Genomic DNA, 16,084 nt, shown 5'->3' on the forward strand with positions numbered 1-16,084 from the left:
GATTCGACAGCTGTCGAACGACACCTCTCGTCTGAACAGTCCGCGTTCGCTGTCGTTCACGGCATCGTTGGAAACCACTCGGGAAGACTGTCAGTCAGTTCGGAATAGGAGTTTTACCGCTCTCTGCTGTACCAGTAGTGATGTCGACGATTGCCGAGTTCCGTTTCCCAGCGACGGAGACGATGCTCGCAACCACGTTCGAACGAGTCCCCGACGTTCGCTTCGAACTCGAGTCATCCGTCTCGCAGAATCGTCCCTGTTTGTGGGTTATCGGGGCCGATCCCGAGAATATCGAAGCGTCGTTCGACACCGATCCGGCGGTCGAACGGTTCGAGCACCTCGTCGCGGCGGGGGACCGACTCCTCTACGACGTCACCTTCGCCGGGACGACACCTATCCTCTCCGACGAGTTCCTCGAGGCGAGTTGCTCGCTACTGGCAGTCTGGGGGGTCGACGGGTGGTGGCAAGCCAGGGTCCGCGTGCAGGATCGGGACGAGCTCTGGACGATCAGGGATCGACTCCTCGAGGAGGACGTTTCCGCCGATTTGCGCCGGGTATCCGACGTCACCTCCGAAACGACCCGGGACACGCGACTCACGCCCGAACAACAGGAGGCGCTCGAGGCCGCACTCGAGGAGGGCTACTTCGAGATCCCTCGCCAGATCTCAATGGAAGAACTCGCCGCGACGCTGGATATCTCTCATCAGGCGCTCTCCGAACGACTGCGGCGAGCCTACGAGACGCTGGTCAACGAGGAGCTTCAGCCCGCGGGCGAACCCCCGACCTCGAACCAGTAACCGGGGGGATTCGACGGCGGATCCCGACCACGAACACCGCTTGAGTGATCAAAACAGTTCGTCGAACGACTGGACTCGGTAATCGCCCAGCACGCACCGCCCGCGCCGATCGTGACCGACGCGCTCGACGTGGATGGCGTCGAGGCCGGCGTTCCAGGCCGCGCCCACGTCGTTCGCTCCGTCGCCCGCGAGAACGCCCGCATGTCCGTTTTTCGCGACGCCGAGATCGTTCATCACCCGCTCGACCGGCGTCGGGTCCGGCTTCCATCCCGTCTGTTCTGTACAACAGAGCGTCGTATCGAACCAGTCCGCGATCCCCACGTGCTCAAGGACCGGTTCGGCGAGAAACTCCTGACAGTGCGTGACCAGTCCCACCGGCTCCTCGAGTTCGGCGACGAACTCGGCATCCTCGTGGAGGTAAGTTTGTTCGGCTCGGACGAGCGGATCTTCCTCGGCGTGGAACGCCTTCCAGAACGCCGTCGGTTCGATCCCCCACTCCAGCAGCTGTCGATCGCGCGAGCCGGTGAGCCCGCTCCAGATAATGTCCGCCTCTTTGTCCGAAAACTCGCGGCCGATGCTATCGCCGACGCGATCGAAAACGTCGCGGGTGTAAGACCACTCCACGTCGACCAGCGTCCCATCGAGATCGAGGAGCCAGAAATCGTATTCGGAGACCATCTGGACGGTGTCTTACGAGACTCTCGAGTAAGAGTTTGTCGCCCGCACGGACTGGTCGGGAAACTCACGTGACCGTTCGATAGCAGTGAACTAGTGTACCCGCATCTCGCGCGGCTACGAACCGTTTCCTACGACGCGGATGCTCGAGCCGAGGTACTTCGAAAGGACTTCCGAGACGTTCTCGGCGTTGAACGCTTCGAGATCGGTCGCGATTTCCTCTTTTAGCGCCTCGAAGTACGCCTCGTCGGTCTGCAGTTCGCGAAAGTCGACCTCCTCGACGTCGACCGGTTGCTCGAGCCACTCCTCGGCGAGTTGGCGTCCGTACTGCTGGTCCGACAGTTCGCCGCGCCAGAGCGTGTCTCGAAAAAAGCGCCAGCCGTCGGTTCCCGGTTCGGGTGCCTCAAGCGAAAGCACGGTCTCGACCGTCGCCGGCTCGAGGGAAACGTCGGGCCGGTCGGGCTCGAGGCGGAGTCGAACGCGGAAGACGTAGCGGGCGTTCATCTGTGGATTCTCGGTCCGAATTGCAGTGGCCGTCTCCTCGACCAACTCACGCCGATTGCTCGGATTCGATCAGCTCGGCCATCTCGATGTCCGCGTCCGTGATTCCGCCCTCCTCGTGGCTCGTCAGCCGCACCTCGAGCTCTTCGTACCTGATGATGATCTCGGGGTGGTGAAACTGCGACTCGGCGATTTCGCCGACCATCTGGGCGGCGTTGACGCCGTCGAGGTAGTCGTCGAACTCGTAGACGCGGACGATTTCGTCGCCCTCGCGATCCCACTCCTCGGGAAGTTCCTCGTTGATTTCGTCGTCGGACAAGAGATCTGCCATATTGGTCGAACGGAACGCAGTAAAATAATGATTGTGCCAACCCGGCGACCGGCAGAGAAACCGCTTAGTCGTCGTCCGTTGCACCGATCGCTTTGGGGGATGCGTTCCCGAACAGCGAATCCGGTGTCTCACCGCGTTCTCGCTCGTCCGATCCAAAGTCCGGATCGAACAGCTCTAATGCGGTGTTGATCGTGCGCCAGTCGTCCTCCTCGGCGGCTGCTCGTAGGCTCTTGGTCGGCGGCGCGAGCAGTTGACTCACCAGCGAGTCGGCCATCGACTCGACGACTTCGCGCTGATCGTCGCTCAACCCCTCTCCGCGGTCGTCCTCGAGCCTCGAGATGGCCGTCTCGAGTTCGCGGGCCTTGATCCGCTCTGCGGACTCGTACATCGTCCCGATGACGTCGTCCGCCCGCGCTCGCTTGTACTGACTCCGAAGGTGGTCGAACTCTCGCTCGATCATCGCTTCGACCTTCGAGGCGGCCTCGGCGCGCTGGCCGCGGGTTCGTTCGGTAACGGTCTCGAGGTCGTCGAGATCGAAGACCGTCACCGACTCGAGTGCGCCCGCGTTCGGGCGGACGTCGCGTGGCTGTCCGAGGTCGACGACGATCTGCTCTCGATCACCGAGATGCCGTTGCTCGAGTAGTGGATCGTCGCTACTGGTTGCGGTGACGATGACGGTCGCCTGTTCGGTGACCGTCTCGAGCGAATGGAGGGGGACGGCACGTCCGTCGATGTCGAACTCCTCGACCAGATGCTCTGCGTGGGAAACGGTTCGGTTCGCGACGACGAGCTCCTCGATGCCGGTTTCTGCGAGACTTCGGGCGGCGAGTTGCCCCATCTCGCCGGCACCGATGACGAGCCCCGTCGTTCCCTCCAGCGACCGTTCTCTGGTCGCGAGTCTGGCCGCCGCCGACCCCATCGAGACGACGCCTTCGTTGATCTTCGTCTCCGTCCTTGCGCGTTCGCCGACGTGGATCGCCTTCGTGACGGCCATCTCGAGCAGGGGACCGATGCCGCCGGCGGTCCGGGCGTCCTCGTAGGCCGTTCGAACCTGTCCGATGATCTGATCCTCGCCGAGGACGACCGACTCGAGCCCCGTCGCGACTCGAAGCAGGTGTTTGAGACTGTCCTCGTGGTCCGTTCTGACGAGTGCGTCCTCGTCGGTCTCGTTGAAGAATTCCTCGAGTACCGCCTGGCCGACCGCGCTGTCTCCCGTGACGACGTAGGCCTCGACGCGGTTACACGTCGAGAGGACGATCGCCTCTTCGACCTCCGGTATCGAGAGAAACTCGGCGACACTGGAGCGTTGGCTCTCGGGACTTGCCGTTGCGAGATCGTCAACGGTCCCGCTTTCGTGGGTTACTCGCGCGCCGGTGACGACACCTGCTGGCATCATCACGGCTCACCTTCTGTCGCATATTCCTCGTCCAGCACGTCCTCAATCACTTGCCCATAGTTCGAAGTGCCAGTACGTAAAGCTGTCCAAGTGGACGAAGAATTGACGACGTTCGAGACGATGGTTCGTCGTCGGTCGGCTGGAACCTCCCGATCTTTGAGTTCCGTTCGCAACTCGCCGAGGACGGTCGCCATCTCGCTTGCGCCCTCGAGCGTCCCTTCGAGTTCTTGCCGGAGATACTTGCTCAGGACGGGTGCGGTTCCACCCGTCGAAATCGAGACGACGACCTGATCGTCTCGAACCGTCGCGGGGACAACCACGCTTCCGGGTGCTCGCTCGCCGGACCGATCCGCGCGGTTGACGAGGACGCCTCGGTCGCGAGCCGCCTCGACGGCGGCTTCGTTGACCGCCTCGTCATCGGTCGCGGCGACGACCAGCGCCGGATCGACTCGCTTGATCCACTCCTCGACCGCTTCGGGTTCCGGTGCGGCGCGGACCAGTTCGACGCTTCCCACGGTTTCCGCATCGCTGAGGTTCGCTGTTTCGTCGTCGCCCTCTTCGTCCGAGCTACCGAACGATTCGTCGACGAATTCGGGACTCACGACGGTAACGTCTGCTTCTCTGGCGAACCGGCGTGATTTGCGCGCTCCGACGGGTCCACCGCCGAAGACGAGCACGGGAGCGTTCGTAAAGTCGTGTAGCAGTGGAATCATCGATATGTGAGTTGAAACTGTCTTCGCGCCTTCCCTACTGAGTCGTCGTGTTCGCGTCGGCGCGTTCGGCCAACCGAATGCCGGTCTTCTTGAGGATCTCCGTCGAGAACAGGGAATCCCAGTCGTCTTCCTCGACCGCCCAGTGTTCGTTCATCGTCTCCCTGACCTGTTCGATCCGTCGCTGGCTCTCCGCTTCGCTTCGACCGTGGGTCATCGCGAAGAAGTTGTACGGCCAGACGTCGTCGTGGCGCGGCCGTTCGTAACAGTGAGTGACGAACGACAGGCCGGCGACTTCGGGACCGACGGTCGAAACGAGATCGTCGGGAACGTCCCAGACAGTCATCCCGTTTTCCGTGTAACCCAGTTTGTAGTGGTTCGGAACCACGCCGATTCGGCGTATCTTCCCCTCGAGATCGAACCGTTTGACGGTCTCGAGGACCCAGCCCGTCTCCTGACCGATGGTTTCGGCCACATCCGCGTAGGGCGTCTCCGTAAGCGGCAGGCCGTCTTGCACCTCGAGGAGCAGATCCCGTTCGTCCGGCGAGAGCGTGTCCCGGTCGGCTGGCGTAACGTCCGGGCCGAGATCGGAACAGTCGACGCCGGCGGATGCGGTGTTTGCGGCTGTCTCGCCCGAGCCGTCTGCACTCGAGCCGAACGGCCCGTCGACGTAGAACTTCGCTTCGACGCGGAACTCCTGTTGTTTCGGGAGGTTGTAGGTCTCCTGCTCGGTTTCGGCTTCGATTTCGGAGAGCACCTCCTCCACACGGTCCTCGTCAGCGACGCTGACGACGAACCACACGTTGAGATGCGGATGCTCGCGTCGGTAGTTGTGGGCGACTTCGCGGTGATCGTTGACGGCCTCGACGACCTCTTCGAACCGATCTTCTGGGGCGTGCATGGCGACCAGCGTCGCCGCGCCGCCAATCTCTTGGGCGTTGACCAACGGTCCGAACCGCGAGAGCACGCCGCGCTCGTCGAGATCCGCGATCGTCTCGAGAAGTTCGCCCGCGGTGATATCGACGCCTCGTTCACCCATCGCGCTCGCGGCCGGTTCGAACGGTCGTTCCATGACCGGAAACCCGCCCTGAAAGGCGTTGACGACCGCTCGCTCGCGTTCCGACAGATCGACGCCCGAAGCCGCGTTCATACTGGTTCGTCAGGAGTCGCGTCACATAAGCGAATCGGGACCGCGTGTTCGGCTACGAGCCACACATGAAAACGGACCGAACGGTCGAAAACGACGAAATCTGGCGTTGAAGTCGAGTCGCTACTGGTGTTTTATGCCCGGTAGCTACTCGCCTTCGACGCCGGTCGCGTCGAAGCCGAGCTCGCGCACGTCCTCGAGGATCGCCTCGTGATCCGCGCTCGCTTCGTAGTAGATGACGATATCGAAGCTCCCGTTTCGGAGGAGTTGCTGGCACTCCCAGACGAACTCCTCGTCCTCGAGGGTCAGTCCCTGATGCTGGTTCGAGGAGAAGTCGGTGTCGTCGTTCCCCGAGTAGACGTAGCAGTCGGTCGGGTCGTGGCCCGCGCGCTCGGCGATGATGTCACCGACGTCGATCGTCGCTTGCATCATCTTTACGTCTTCTTGCCCGTCGTACTCGGTATGGACGACAGTCGCGTTGAGTTCGATGTCGCCGGGCTCGATCAGTGCCTTCGTCCGCTGGTAGAGGTCGTCGTCGATCGCATCTGGCATTGACGGAGACGAGCCTCCGGGGACTCATAGCCGTCACGGTTCAACGATCGGAGACGTCGCAACCGCCCGCCTTATATAATTGTTTCCACACATATCATTGGTTCCAACTACCACACAAGACACATAGTGATCGGACCCGTTACGATAGGTGATGAAGCGGTGGCTTCGCCGACGCGTCGACTGGGCCTACGAGCAGCTTCTTTCTCGAGAAATCTCCGGTGCGCCGACTCACGTCGCCGTTATTCAAGACGGCAATAGACGCTACGCGCGACGCCATGGCGGCGACGCACCCGACGGGCACCGTGCTGGCGCGGAAACGACCGAACAGGTCCTTGAGTGGTGTCAGGATATCGGCGTCGAGGAGCTCACCCTCTATACGTTTTCGACGGAGAACTTCAACCGTCCCGACGAGGAAAACGAGGAGCTGTTCAATCTCCTTTGTGAGAAACTCCACGAGTTCGCCGACGCCGACCGCGTTCACGAAAACGAGGTTTGCATCCGTGTTATCGGCGACGTCGACCGGCTCCCGGGTCGGGTTCGGGAGGCCATCGACTATGCCGAGGATCGGACCCGCGGTTACGACTCGTTTGTTCTCAACATCGCGCTGGCGTATGGCGGCCGTTCGGAACTGCTCTGTGCCGCCCGGAGCGTCGCTCGAGACGTCGACGAAGGAGACCTCGAGCCCGAATCGATCGACGTCGAGACGATCGAATCGCGACTCTACGATAGCTCCGTCAGGGACGTCGACCTGATTATCAGAACCGGCGGCGACGAGCGGACCTCGAACTTCCTGCCGTGGCACGCCAACGGCAACGAAGCCGCGGTTTTCTTCTGTACGCCCTACTGGCCGGAGTTCTCGAAACCCGATTTCCTTCGAGGGATCCGCACCTACGAACACCGCGAGGCTTCCTGGCGTCGCACCCGTGCCCGTCGTGCGCTGGCACTGCTGGGCGCGGTCAGCGAACCCGAACTCTCGGAAGCGAAATCGGTCGTCGACCGCTTCCGAGATTCGCTTCCGACCGGCGAACAGCCCGAGGAGGGAGACGATGAGGATCTCGAGGGCCTCGAGACGGGACGACAGGCAGCGGACTAGCAGAACGTGAATCGAAGCGCACCGATTTGCATCGTCGCGTGTTTGGTTTCGAAGAATACTGTTTTCGGTTCGTCCGGAAGATCGGTTTTTGGTGCGACGATTCGAAACGTTGAATCACCAACACCCGAAATGGTCTGGTAGGATGGATCGCCGACTATTCGCGATCGGACTCGCGGCAATTTTTCTCGGCGTCGCCGGGCTGGGATACCTCCTCGCAACCGGCGTCTTACAGCACCCGAGTGACGCCGCCGATCAGTACGAAACCGCCGACTTCGTCTTGATCGCGGGATCGTTCACGTCGGTAACTATCGGCGTCGTGTTGACGTTTCGCTCGTACGTTGATCTCGACCCTGACTCGAGGTCGAGGAACTGAACGCCTGCTACTGCGTTTCGAACCCACGGGCTCGATAGTAACTCTCGAATCGACGTGTTTCACGAGGATCGACGACGGACGATTCGAGCGCCTACTCCCCGAACCGGCGCGACCGATTGCAAAACTCTCGGACAGCACGAAGGAAGTCCCGTTTTCGGAAATCTCGCCAGTTGACATCAGTAAAGTACAGTTCCGAGTAGACCGACTGCCAGATCATGAAATCCGAGAGCCGTTCGGCTCCGGTCTTGATGACGAGGTCGGGTTCGGAAGGGAAGATTAGGTGTTCTTCAACCGCCTCGTCGTCGATCTCTTCGGGCTCGAGGTCTCCTTCGTCGACGCTGGTCGCGAGGGTCCGAATGGCGCTGGTAAACTCGTGTTTGCCGCCGAGCCCGATCCCGATCTGAATCGGCGCGTCCGCCGGCGTCTCGTCGTCCGGCCCGCGAACTGCGCTTTCGCGGGGTGTCTCGACCGTCTCGAGATCGCTGCGAAGCGTTGGCACTGCCGCCGCGTCGAGGACGCTGACGTAGACCGTCACGCGCTCGGCGTACTCGAACGCCCACCCGAAGAAGTCGGTGAGCGTCTCGTAGGCACCCTCCTCGAGGAGGTCGCGCTCCGTGATGACGAGCGCGACGTGGTCGGGGCCGTCGGCCTCGTAGCGACCGATCCTGTGCGTCAGGTACCGTTCGTACAGTCCCACGGCCGTTGGTTTTTCTGCGAGACCCATACCCGTTTCGGGATCCTTCACGTCTCGACTCGCGCTTGGCCCCCGTTGACGGACGAGACACTGCGTTCGGACCTGTACTTGTATTTTCCGACAAGACCGCGTCAATTCGGGTAGAACTGCGTTCACTCGGAGAGAACGCGTCCGTTCGGATAGAATTCCGTCCGCTCGAAACCATTATGTCATTCGAGCATCCTGTCCCGGTATGGTCCTTTCGTACATCCTCCTCGTGACAGTTGCAATCGGCGGGTACATCGCCTTCCTTTCGTATTACAACCGTGAAAGTGAGACCCTGATCGGGACGGTGTTCCGAGCCGTCGTCGTAGTCGCCGTTTTGCTCGTTTCACTGCCACTCGGGGTCTTTCTCGGTTCGAGTATCGTCTCCGCGTTCACCGAGAGTCTCCTCGCCGGCTCACTTGTTTTCACCGGCTCGCTTGCCCTGTTGACCGTACTCGGTTTCGGGCTCTATCTTGTCGCCGAGGGGGAGTTCCCGACATCCCTTCGGCGACATGTGTCGGCCGAATAGTCCGTACTCGCCCGTTTGCCGGAGCGCAGATACGGATTCTCTGCGGTACCACACCCGAAAACCGTTTCGTGATATTCCTCGGAAAGTCGAAGCACAGCTCCTCTACTAGTTTATTTCACCGTCTGTATCGGTTCGGGAAGCTTAAAGTAAACCCCACAGAAAGGATCGGGTACCGTGACAGCACCCGTCTGGCGAGCTGGCGCATTCGCAGTGCTCTCGACGCTTTCGCTCGTCCTTCCACTCTTCGGGCCGGAATCCGCGCTCCTTCTCGCGTCAGTACTGATTCTGGGCGCGCTCATCGTCACCGACGGCCGGCTCTTCGATCTCCTCGCGTACCCTGACGACTACGAAGATGGCCGCCTCTACGGCGTCATCGCGTTCGTCTTCGGCGCCGGCATTCTCGGCTTCTTTACCACGGCGTTCTCGATGCCCGTTTCCGTGCTTGTGGGAACGATCTTCCTCGTCGGCTACGGGAACCTCGCGGAGCGACTCGCTCGCCGCAGGCTCGATCACGGGGTCCGCTCCGTCGCCGCGTTCTGCGTCGGCGGCGCCGTCGCAGGCGTGGTCGGCCAGATCGCCACGCTTTCGATCATCGATAACTCGCTGGAGTCCGCACTGCCGGCTGTCCTCTTTCTGGCCGCCAGCGGCGCCCTGCTCGCCGCCCTCTTGCGAGACGTCCTCCTGTTGTACGACGACCCGGTTATCATGCTCTCGGTAGGGTTGCTCCTCTGGTTGCTCGCCGAACTCGAGACGACGATCGGACCGGTCGAGATCCTCGCCGCGCTCGCGGTGACGATCGCACTCGGGTACGTTTCGTATGCGCTCGAGACGGCCTCGATCGCAGGAATGCTGACCGGCGTCTTGCTCGGCCTGCTGACGATCGTTCTCGGTGGGTACGGCTGGTTCGTCGTCCTCATTTCCTTCTTTGCGATCGGCGGGCTTTCGACGAAGTTCCGCTACGACGAGAAAGAAACTCGCGGCGTCGCCGAAGAGAACGACGGTGCGCGAGGGAGCGGGAACGTGCTCGGTAACGCCGCCGTGGGACTGGTCGCAGTTCTCGCCTACGCGGCGAGCTCGGCCGGCATGATACCCCGCGAACCCGAATTGTTTCTCTTCGCCTTCGCGGGATCGGTCGCGGCCGCGATGAGCGATACGCTCTCGAGCGAGGTCGGGAGCGTGTTCGATAAACCGTTGTTAATCACGACGCTCGAGCCGGTCGACCCCGGAACCGATGGCGGTCTCACTTGGCAGGGAACTGTGGCCGGGTTCGGTGGTGCGACCATCGTCGCAATACTGTCTTATGCCTTTTTCGCCGAAGTGGGCCTCGCCGGTGCGGCGATCATCGCGACTGCGGGATTCGTCGGCATGATCGTCGACAGTATTCTGGGTGCGACGCTCGAGGGGTCGTCGCTGGGCAATCAAGGCGTGAATTTCCTGGCGACGCTCTCCGGAGCGATCCTCTGTGCGCTGCTCGTATTGTCGTTGGCGATCCTCGGCTGAAAACGAGACTCGATTCCGTTCGAACGGACTGCTTGTCTACGCTTGCTCCGGCGGTTCGTCGGCGATTTCGTCGATCGCGTGGATACGGACTGCGGTCGGTCGCTTCGTGAACTGTCCGAGTGAGCGAGCGACGATTCGATCGACTCCTGCGTCGGTTGCGATATCGAGGAGCCGTTGTCCGAGAATCCCGTCGAGAACGATCGTCGCAGGGTCGTCCTCGAGGCGTTCCAGCGCTTCGTCGGCCTCGCTCGCGGCCTCGTCCTCGAGAATCGTTCCGTCTTCGCCGAGGAACCGAACGCCGTCAGTCCCTTCGCGAATAACCTCGTTTGCGTGCTCGTAGACGGTTCTCGGGTCGCCAGCCGGTTTCGTCTCACTCGAGTGATCCGGACCAACGGACGCGTCTCCCGTTACCGTCTCGGGATCCTCCGCTGTGGCGTCTCCTGTGACCGATCCGTCGTTTGCTGTTGGGTCGGTGTGTCTGGGTGCTGGCGAAGCCGTCTCGATTCCGCTCTTGGATTCGACACCGCTGGAAGAGCCGGCTTGTCGACTCGAGTTCTTCGCTCGCTCGACGGTGTCCTCGAGCGGTGCCGTCTCGGTCGTGCTCGTCACCGGCGGTGACGGCTTCGCGCTGCCGTCGGTCGCGGCGACGGCCTCCTGCGGTTCGTTCAGTTCCGAGATGGTTTCGTAGGGGACCTTGTTCCGCAGCGCCGCGAACAGCTGGTGGTGGTCGAGATCCTCAACCGATTTCTCGGCCGGTGCGAAGGTGACGAAGTCGACTTCCCCGACCTGTGCGAGTTCCTCGAGGATGAGGTCGCCGCCGCGGTCGCCGTCAAGAAAGGCTGTGACGGTCCGGTGGTGCGTGAGTTCCGCAATCGGGTCCGGGATGTTCGTTCCTTCGACTGCGATCGCGTTTTTGATGCCGTATTTGAGGAGTGTGAGGACGTCAGAACGGCCCTCGACGACGATAATCGCGTCGCTGTCCGTTACTCTCGGGCCGGCTGGCAATCCCTCGTATTCGGTGACGTCCTCGACGCGGACGTGCTGGCGGACCTCCGTGAGGATTTCGTCGGAGGTCATCACGGAGTCGTCGAAGCCCGTTCTCAGCAGTTCTTTCGCCCGGTCGACGACCTCGTTTCGCTTGGCCGCCCGAACGTCTTCGATCCCGGTGATCTCGAGTGAGGCTCGACACGGGCCGATTCGGGTGATCGTCTCGAGCGACGCGGCGAGCGTCGCGGTTTCGACCTTATCGAGGCTGGTCGCGATCGTCAGCGTCCCGTGTGATTGGCCGTTCGTGCTCGCGATTTCGACGTCTATGCGACCGACCTTCTGCGATTGCCTGAGGTCGCGGAGGTCGAGTTCGTCGCCGAGAAGTCCTTCGGTTTGTCCGAAGATCGCACCGACGACATCGCTGCGCTCGACGACTCCTTCGGCCGTGACGTCCGCGTGGATGAGATATTTCGACGTGTCTTCCATTGGAGATCCGCCCCGCGAGAGACCTGTTCGGAGACTCGGAGACTCGTTACCTGAAATTATGTCCGACAATGGCAAATAGTTGTTGACCTCGAGTCACAGCCTACGTCTGGTCGCCTATCCGTGTTATTCTCCCACAAACTTTCCGTTCCGTTAGAATTTGGTACACGTTGTGTACTTCAGTAAGCCGACCAGTACCAGTACGCCGTCACGACCGTCAGCACGGAGACGCCGCCGAGGAAAAAGAGCAGTCCCGGCGGAACGCTCGAGAGTATCGCTTCCGTCGTCTCGGCGGGGTTTTCTCCGAACACGTCCGCCAGTATACCGCCGTCGTCGGAACCGTTGATGTCCTCGCCGCCGTACTTGTCGGCATCGCTGTCTTCCGAGGGAGCCGCGTCGTCTCCCTCATCCGCTGTTGTCGCGTTGTCGTCATCAGTTCGGTCGTCGGTTTCGTCCGGGTCGTCGGATTCGTCCTGTTGAATGGCGATATCCTCGGATTCCGCGTCGTCGGTTCCGCCCTCGTCCTGTTCCTCGTCGTCTCCGACAGCATCGTCAGTCGACCCGTCGTCCCCGTCGCCGGCTCCACCGTCACTTCCGTCGTCGGTTTCTCCATCGTCTCCGGCCCCAACGCCGTCGCCGGTATCTCCGGTAGCGGGTGCCGCCTCGTCCTGTTGGAGTCCCGATCCGACGTACTGCTGGAGGCCGTACTGGACGAGCAAACTGCCGGCGGCGAGCGCGCCGACGCCGCCGAGAAACCTCGAGAGGGCGGTTCGTAACTTCGACGCCGTCGACTCGTCGCTCGTGACGATTAGTGGTCCGTCGGCCGTCGCGTAGACGCTCATTTCGTTGCCGCGAGAGGAGTACCAGGTGTCGACGACTTCGACGAGGCCCGCGTCTTCGAGCTTCTCGAGGTGGTAGCGAACGTTCTGAATCGAGGAGTCGACCGCCTCGGCGATGTCGCTCGGCGTTCCCGGTTCGTTGGCCAGCGTCGAGTAAATCTCCCGGGCCGTCGAGGAAGAGAGCGCCCCGAAGACGGCGTCGGCGTCCTCGTCCTCGAGGTCGACGACTCGCGGTTCCCCCTCGCTCGAAGGCGTGTCGGATCGAAGGGGGAACAGCCGGGCCATAGTGGGTTCAGATTAGGTTCTCTCGCCGACAGTTATACTCCTTTTCCTACGTGAAAACGCGATTTCACCTTGGAAAATCACCCGACGGAATCGCGTCGGGATATTGAACGAAAATATCTCTTCGATCCCCGAAATCGAATAGAAACTATTACCAACGCCGCTGCTCGAGGGAGCACAAATGAGTCGCGCTGAGTTTGTCGGGTGGGGAATCGTGGGGCTCGTTCTCTGCATGTTCGCGATTCCGTGGTTTCTCTGGGGGACGGAGACACTCGTCGCCGGGCTTCCGCTGTGGATCTGGTGGCATGTTGGGTGGATGCTACTCGCCTCGCTCGTCTTCTGGGTTTTCACGAAGCGCGCGTGGGGAATCGGGATCGAAACCGACGCTGGGGGGATACAGACCGCCAACGGGACCGAATCGGGCCTCGAGGAGCGCGGTGATTCGCCGTGACGCTTTCGATTCAACTGGGGATCATCGTCGGCTATCTGCTTTTCGCGCTCGTGATCGGGCTCGTCGCCTACCGGATGACCGAGCGGACGGCGGAGGATTTCTATCTGGCGAGTCGGACGGTCGGAACGGTCGTCCTCCTGTTTACGACATTCGCGACGTTGCTCTCGGCATTTACCTTCTTCGCCGGTCCCAACATGGCCTACGCGTGGGGGCCCGAATGGATCCTCGTCATGGGGCTGATGGACGGGATCATCTTCGCGATTCTCTGGTACGTCATCGGCTACAAACAGTGGTTGCTCGGCCAGCGCTATGACTACGTTACCCTCGGAGAGATGCTCGGCGATCGGTTCGCTTCGAGAGAGCTTCGGGGACTCGTCGCCGGCGTCAGTCTAATCTGGCTCTTTCCGTACGTCATGCTCCAGCAGGTTGGCGCGGGAACGGCCCTCGAGGCCCTGACCGAGGGCGCGGTCTCCTACGCGGCGGGGGCCGGGCTCATCACCCTGTTTATGATCCTCTACGTCGTCGTCGCGGGCTTTCGCGGCATCGCCTGGACCGACACGCTCCAGGGCGCGTTCATGCTTGTCACGACCTGGATCGCGTTCATCTGGGTGCTCGTCGCCGTCGGCGGCCTCGAGACCGCGACGGGAACGCTCCAGAACTCGCCGGCGACGAGTGAATTCCTCGCGCTTGGAAGCGCTAATTACACGCCACAGTGGATGCTCTCGACGGCGATCACGATCGGTTTCGGCGTCGCGATGTTCCCGCAGGTGAACCAGCGCTTTTTCGTCGCGGGATCCAAGCGGGTCATCAAACGCTCGTTCGCGCTCTGGCCGATCCTCTGTGTTCTGCTGTTCGTTCCCTCGTTCTTGCTCGGCGTCTGGGCGCAGGGGCTGGGCCTCGAGATGGGCGAGAGCGGGAACATTCTTCCCGTCATTTTGAGCGAGTACACCGCGGTCTGGTTCGCCGCCTTGGTCATCGCGGGCGCGATGGCTGCGATGATGTCCTCCTCCGATTCGATGTTGCTCTCCGGCTCATCGTACTTCACTCGAGACCTCTATCGACCGTTCGTCGAGGCCGACCTCTCCGAGCGGCGCGAAGATCTGATCGCCCGCGTGGGCGTCGTCTGTTTCGCCGTCGCAACCTTCTTCGCGAGTCTTTACAACCCCGCGACGCTGTTCGAACTCGGCGACGCGGCCTTCGGCGGGTTCGCCCAGCTCGCCCTTCCAGTTATCGTGGCACTCTACTGGCGCGGGACGACTCGGACAGGACTTATCGCCGGAATCGTCGGGAGTCAGGTGTTTTACCTCTCGAGTCTGTTCGTTCCGGTCATTCCCGGTGCCTACGCCGGTTGGACGGCTGGCGTGGTCGGCATGCTCCTCGGCCTCGCGCTAACCGTCACCGTTTCGTGGGCGACCACCTCGGTCGTCGAGGAGCGACGATCGCGGTATTTCGAGGGACTGTCAGGGGACTGATAGGGTTGGTTGTGCCTGTTTACCGGTTTGTCGCCAGAGCGGGGTGGTGAATGGCCGGAAATGACTAATAACCGACCCTATGAAGGATATGTCGAGAGCGATTTCTCGAGTACTGTTCTCCTCGTCCAACCCAAGAGTGACCCTTCGAGAATACTCGAGAAACTGGGACGATACTGGGCGGGAACCACCGGTGTCGTTTCTCGATGGAATCGCTCCAGTTGCTGGGATTCATAAAGACCCCGACGAACTGTATCGTATGCAAACCCACATCGTTCCGGTCGGCTTCGACTACGACCGGCTGATCGCGCCCTTGGTTCGCGATCAGATCGACGTCGATCGCGTTATCTTACTCGAGGGGGCGGTCGGGAGCGAGGCCAACGTCGAGTACTCGAGACACCTCTCGGGAAAGCTCGAGGCCGATTTCGAGAACTTGCTCGGCGCGAGCACGAACCGGTTCGTGCTCGAAAACGTCTACGACTACGACGAGGCGTTCGAGCAGGCCTACGACCTGATCACGAACGAACTGGATCGGGACAACGAGGTCTGGGTGAACATCGCGGCGATGCCCCGAACCGTGAGTTTCGCCTTCGCCAACGCCGCCCACTCGCTGATGGTCGAGCGCCAGGAGGAACGCGAACAGATCCACACCTACTACACGGCCCCCGAGAAGTACCTCGAGACCGAACTCGCCGAGGAGCTTCGGCGGCAGTCGTCGCTCCTCGAGAAACTACTGGAGGGGGGCGATGCCGATAACGAAGCACCCGTCGACCAGCAGGCCGGCAGCGGGACGGGCGTCGAGGCCGACCGAATCGCGGATCGCCTCGAGAGCGCTCGAGATCTGCTTTCGGAGTTCGACGAGCGCGGAACGACGATCGGTGCGAAGGAGATCGACGGCTCGCACATCGTTGAACTGCCGGTCGCGTCGTTCTCGAATGTCAAGCCCTTCGAGGAGTTCATCCTGTACAAACTCGGCGAGGAAGGCGAGTTCGACTCCGTCTCGGAACTGGCCGAATCACTGGCTCGAGAGCTCAACGAGGAGTACACCGACAGTTTCCGCTCGAAAGTGATCTACAACGTTGACAGGCTCGGTCCCGGCGGAAAGGGGTACATCGAGCGCGAGGAGCACGGCAAATCGTACCGGACGAGGCTCTCCCGAATCGGGGAGCTGTGGGTGCGGTCACACTCCGACGAGGTGCTTTCGGACGGCAACGACCCCGTGTCCACGTCCGACTGAACCGACCGATCAAC

18 protein-coding genes are annotated in these 16,084 nt (G+C 61.6%); 8 read left to right on the forward strand and 10 right to left on the reverse strand.

Annotation, left to right across the window (positions count from 1 at the left end):
* Positions 1–140: 140 nt before the first annotated feature.
* Positions 141–797 carry a helix-turn-helix domain-containing protein gene (locus QNM96_RS10705; RefSeq protein ID WP_283836243.1) on the forward strand — a complete coding sequence of 219 codons (657 nt, stop codon included), beginning with the start codon at positions 141–143 and terminating at the stop codon, positions 795–797.
* A gap of 48 nt (positions 798–845) precedes the next feature.
* Here QNM96_RS10705 and QNM96_RS10710 read toward each other — a convergent pair whose 3' ends face one another.
* From QNM96_RS10710 to QNM96_RS10740, 7 genes are all read right to left on the reverse strand, one after another.
* On the reverse strand, positions 846–1,475 hold the full coding sequence (locus tag QNM96_RS10710; RefSeq protein ID WP_283836245.1) for an HAD family hydrolase: 630 nt from the start codon (positions 1,473–1,475) through the stop codon (positions 846–848).
* 114 nt (positions 1,476–1,589) lie between these two features.
* Complete coding sequence (gene lwrS / locus QNM96_RS10715; RefSeq protein ID WP_283836247.1) at positions 1,590–1,976, reverse strand: LWR-salt protein; 387 nt, start codon at positions 1,974–1,976, stop codon at positions 1,590–1,592.
* A gap of 46 nt (positions 1,977–2,022) precedes the next feature.
* On the reverse strand, positions 2,023–2,304 hold the full coding sequence (locus QNM96_RS10720) for a 4a-hydroxytetrahydrobiopterin dehydratase (RefSeq protein ID WP_283836248.1): 282 nt from the start codon (positions 2,302–2,304) through the stop codon (positions 2,023–2,025).
* 64 nt (positions 2,305–2,368) lie between these two features.
* A complete protein-coding gene (hemA, locus tag QNM96_RS10725; RefSeq protein ID WP_283836249.1) occupies positions 2,369–3,700 on the reverse strand; it encodes a glutamyl-tRNA reductase in 1,332 nt (443 codons plus the stop codon).
* On the reverse strand, positions 3,700–4,413 hold the full coding sequence (locus QNM96_RS10730) for a bifunctional precorrin-2 dehydrogenase/sirohydrochlorin ferrochelatase (protein WP_283836250.1): 714 nt from the start codon (positions 4,411–4,413) through the stop codon (positions 3,700–3,702). Before QNM96_RS10730 ends, hemA begins: the two co-directional genes overlap by 1 nt.
* Before the next feature lie 34 nt (positions 4,414–4,447).
* A complete protein-coding gene (locus tag QNM96_RS10735; RefSeq protein WP_283836251.1) occupies positions 4,448–5,560 on the reverse strand; it encodes an Lrp/AsnC family transcriptional regulator in 1,113 nt (370 codons plus the stop codon).
* A 144-nt stretch (positions 5,561–5,704) separates the two neighbouring features.
* On the reverse strand, positions 5,705–6,109 hold the full coding sequence (locus tag QNM96_RS10740) for a DUF5778 family protein (protein ID WP_283836252.1): 405 nt from the start codon (positions 6,107–6,109) through the stop codon (positions 5,705–5,707).
* 151 nt (positions 6,110–6,260) lie between these two features.
* Here QNM96_RS10740 and uppS point away from each other — a divergent pair, with 151 nt between their 5' ends.
* Positions 6,261–7,202 (forward strand): polyprenyl diphosphate synthase, encoded by a 942-nt coding sequence (gene uppS, locus QNM96_RS10745; protein ID WP_283836254.1) that lies wholly within the window; start codon positions 6,261–6,263, stop codon positions 7,200–7,202.
* Positions 7,203–7,344: 142 nt separating this feature from the next.
* The gene (locus QNM96_RS10750) at positions 7,345–7,575 is read left to right on the forward strand and encodes a hypothetical protein (protein WP_283836256.1); all 231 of its coding nucleotides are present in this window, start codon (positions 7,345–7,347) and stop codon (positions 7,573–7,575) included.
* 91 nt (positions 7,576–7,666) lie between these two features.
* Here the strand turns inward: QNM96_RS10750 and QNM96_RS10755 are convergent, their stop codons facing one another.
* Positions 7,667–8,272, reverse strand: a complete 606-nt coding sequence (locus QNM96_RS10755) for an undecaprenyl diphosphate synthase family protein (protein ID WP_283836384.1) — start codon at positions 8,270–8,272, stop codon at positions 7,667–7,669.
* 229 nt (positions 8,273–8,501) lie between these two features.
* Here QNM96_RS10755 and QNM96_RS10760 point away from each other — a divergent pair, with 229 nt between their 5' ends.
* Positions 8,502–8,822 (forward strand): hypothetical protein, encoded by a 321-nt coding sequence (locus QNM96_RS10760; protein ID WP_283836257.1) that lies wholly within the window; start codon positions 8,502–8,504, stop codon positions 8,820–8,822.
* Between the two features lie 174 nt (positions 8,823–8,996).
* Positions 8,997–10,322 (forward strand): DUF92 domain-containing protein, encoded by a 1,326-nt coding sequence (locus QNM96_RS10765; RefSeq protein ID WP_283836259.1) that lies wholly within the window; start codon positions 8,997–8,999, stop codon positions 10,320–10,322.
* Between the two features lie 36 nt (positions 10,323–10,358).
* Here QNM96_RS10765 and dnaG read toward each other — a convergent pair whose 3' ends face one another.
* Positions 10,359–11,795 (reverse strand): DNA primase DnaG, encoded by a 1,437-nt coding sequence (dnaG, locus tag QNM96_RS10770; protein ID WP_283836260.1) that lies wholly within the window; start codon positions 11,793–11,795, stop codon positions 10,359–10,361.
* Positions 11,796–11,971: 176 nt separating this feature from the next.
* A complete protein-coding gene (locus QNM96_RS10775; RefSeq protein WP_283836261.1) occupies positions 11,972–12,916 on the reverse strand; it encodes a helix-turn-helix domain-containing protein in 945 nt (314 codons plus the stop codon).
* A 178-nt stretch (positions 12,917–13,094) separates the two neighbouring features.
* Here QNM96_RS10775 and QNM96_RS10780 point away from each other — a divergent pair, with 178 nt between their 5' ends.
* The 3 genes from QNM96_RS10780 (at position 13,095) to QNM96_RS10790 (ending at position 16,070) form a co-directional block, all read left to right on the forward strand.
* Positions 13,095–13,364 (forward strand): DUF3311 domain-containing protein, encoded by a 270-nt coding sequence (locus tag QNM96_RS10780; protein WP_283836262.1) that lies wholly within the window; start codon positions 13,095–13,097, stop codon positions 13,362–13,364.
* Entirely contained in the window at positions 13,361–14,836 is a 1,476-nt protein-coding gene (locus tag QNM96_RS10785) for a sodium:solute symporter family protein (protein WP_283836264.1), read from the forward strand. Before QNM96_RS10780 ends, QNM96_RS10785 begins: the two co-directional genes overlap by 4 nt.
* A gap of 256 nt (positions 14,837–15,092) precedes the next feature.
* Entirely contained in the window at positions 15,093–16,070 is a 978-nt protein-coding gene (locus QNM96_RS10790) for a DUF6293 family protein (protein ID WP_283836266.1), read from the forward strand.
* The last annotated feature ends 14 nt before the right edge of the window (positions 16,071–16,084 follow it).

The sequence above is a fragment of the Halostagnicola sp. A-GB9-2 genome (assembly GCF_030068615.1).
Taxonomy (GTDB): Archaea; Halobacteriota; Halobacteria; order Halobacteriales; family Natrialbaceae; genus Halostagnicola.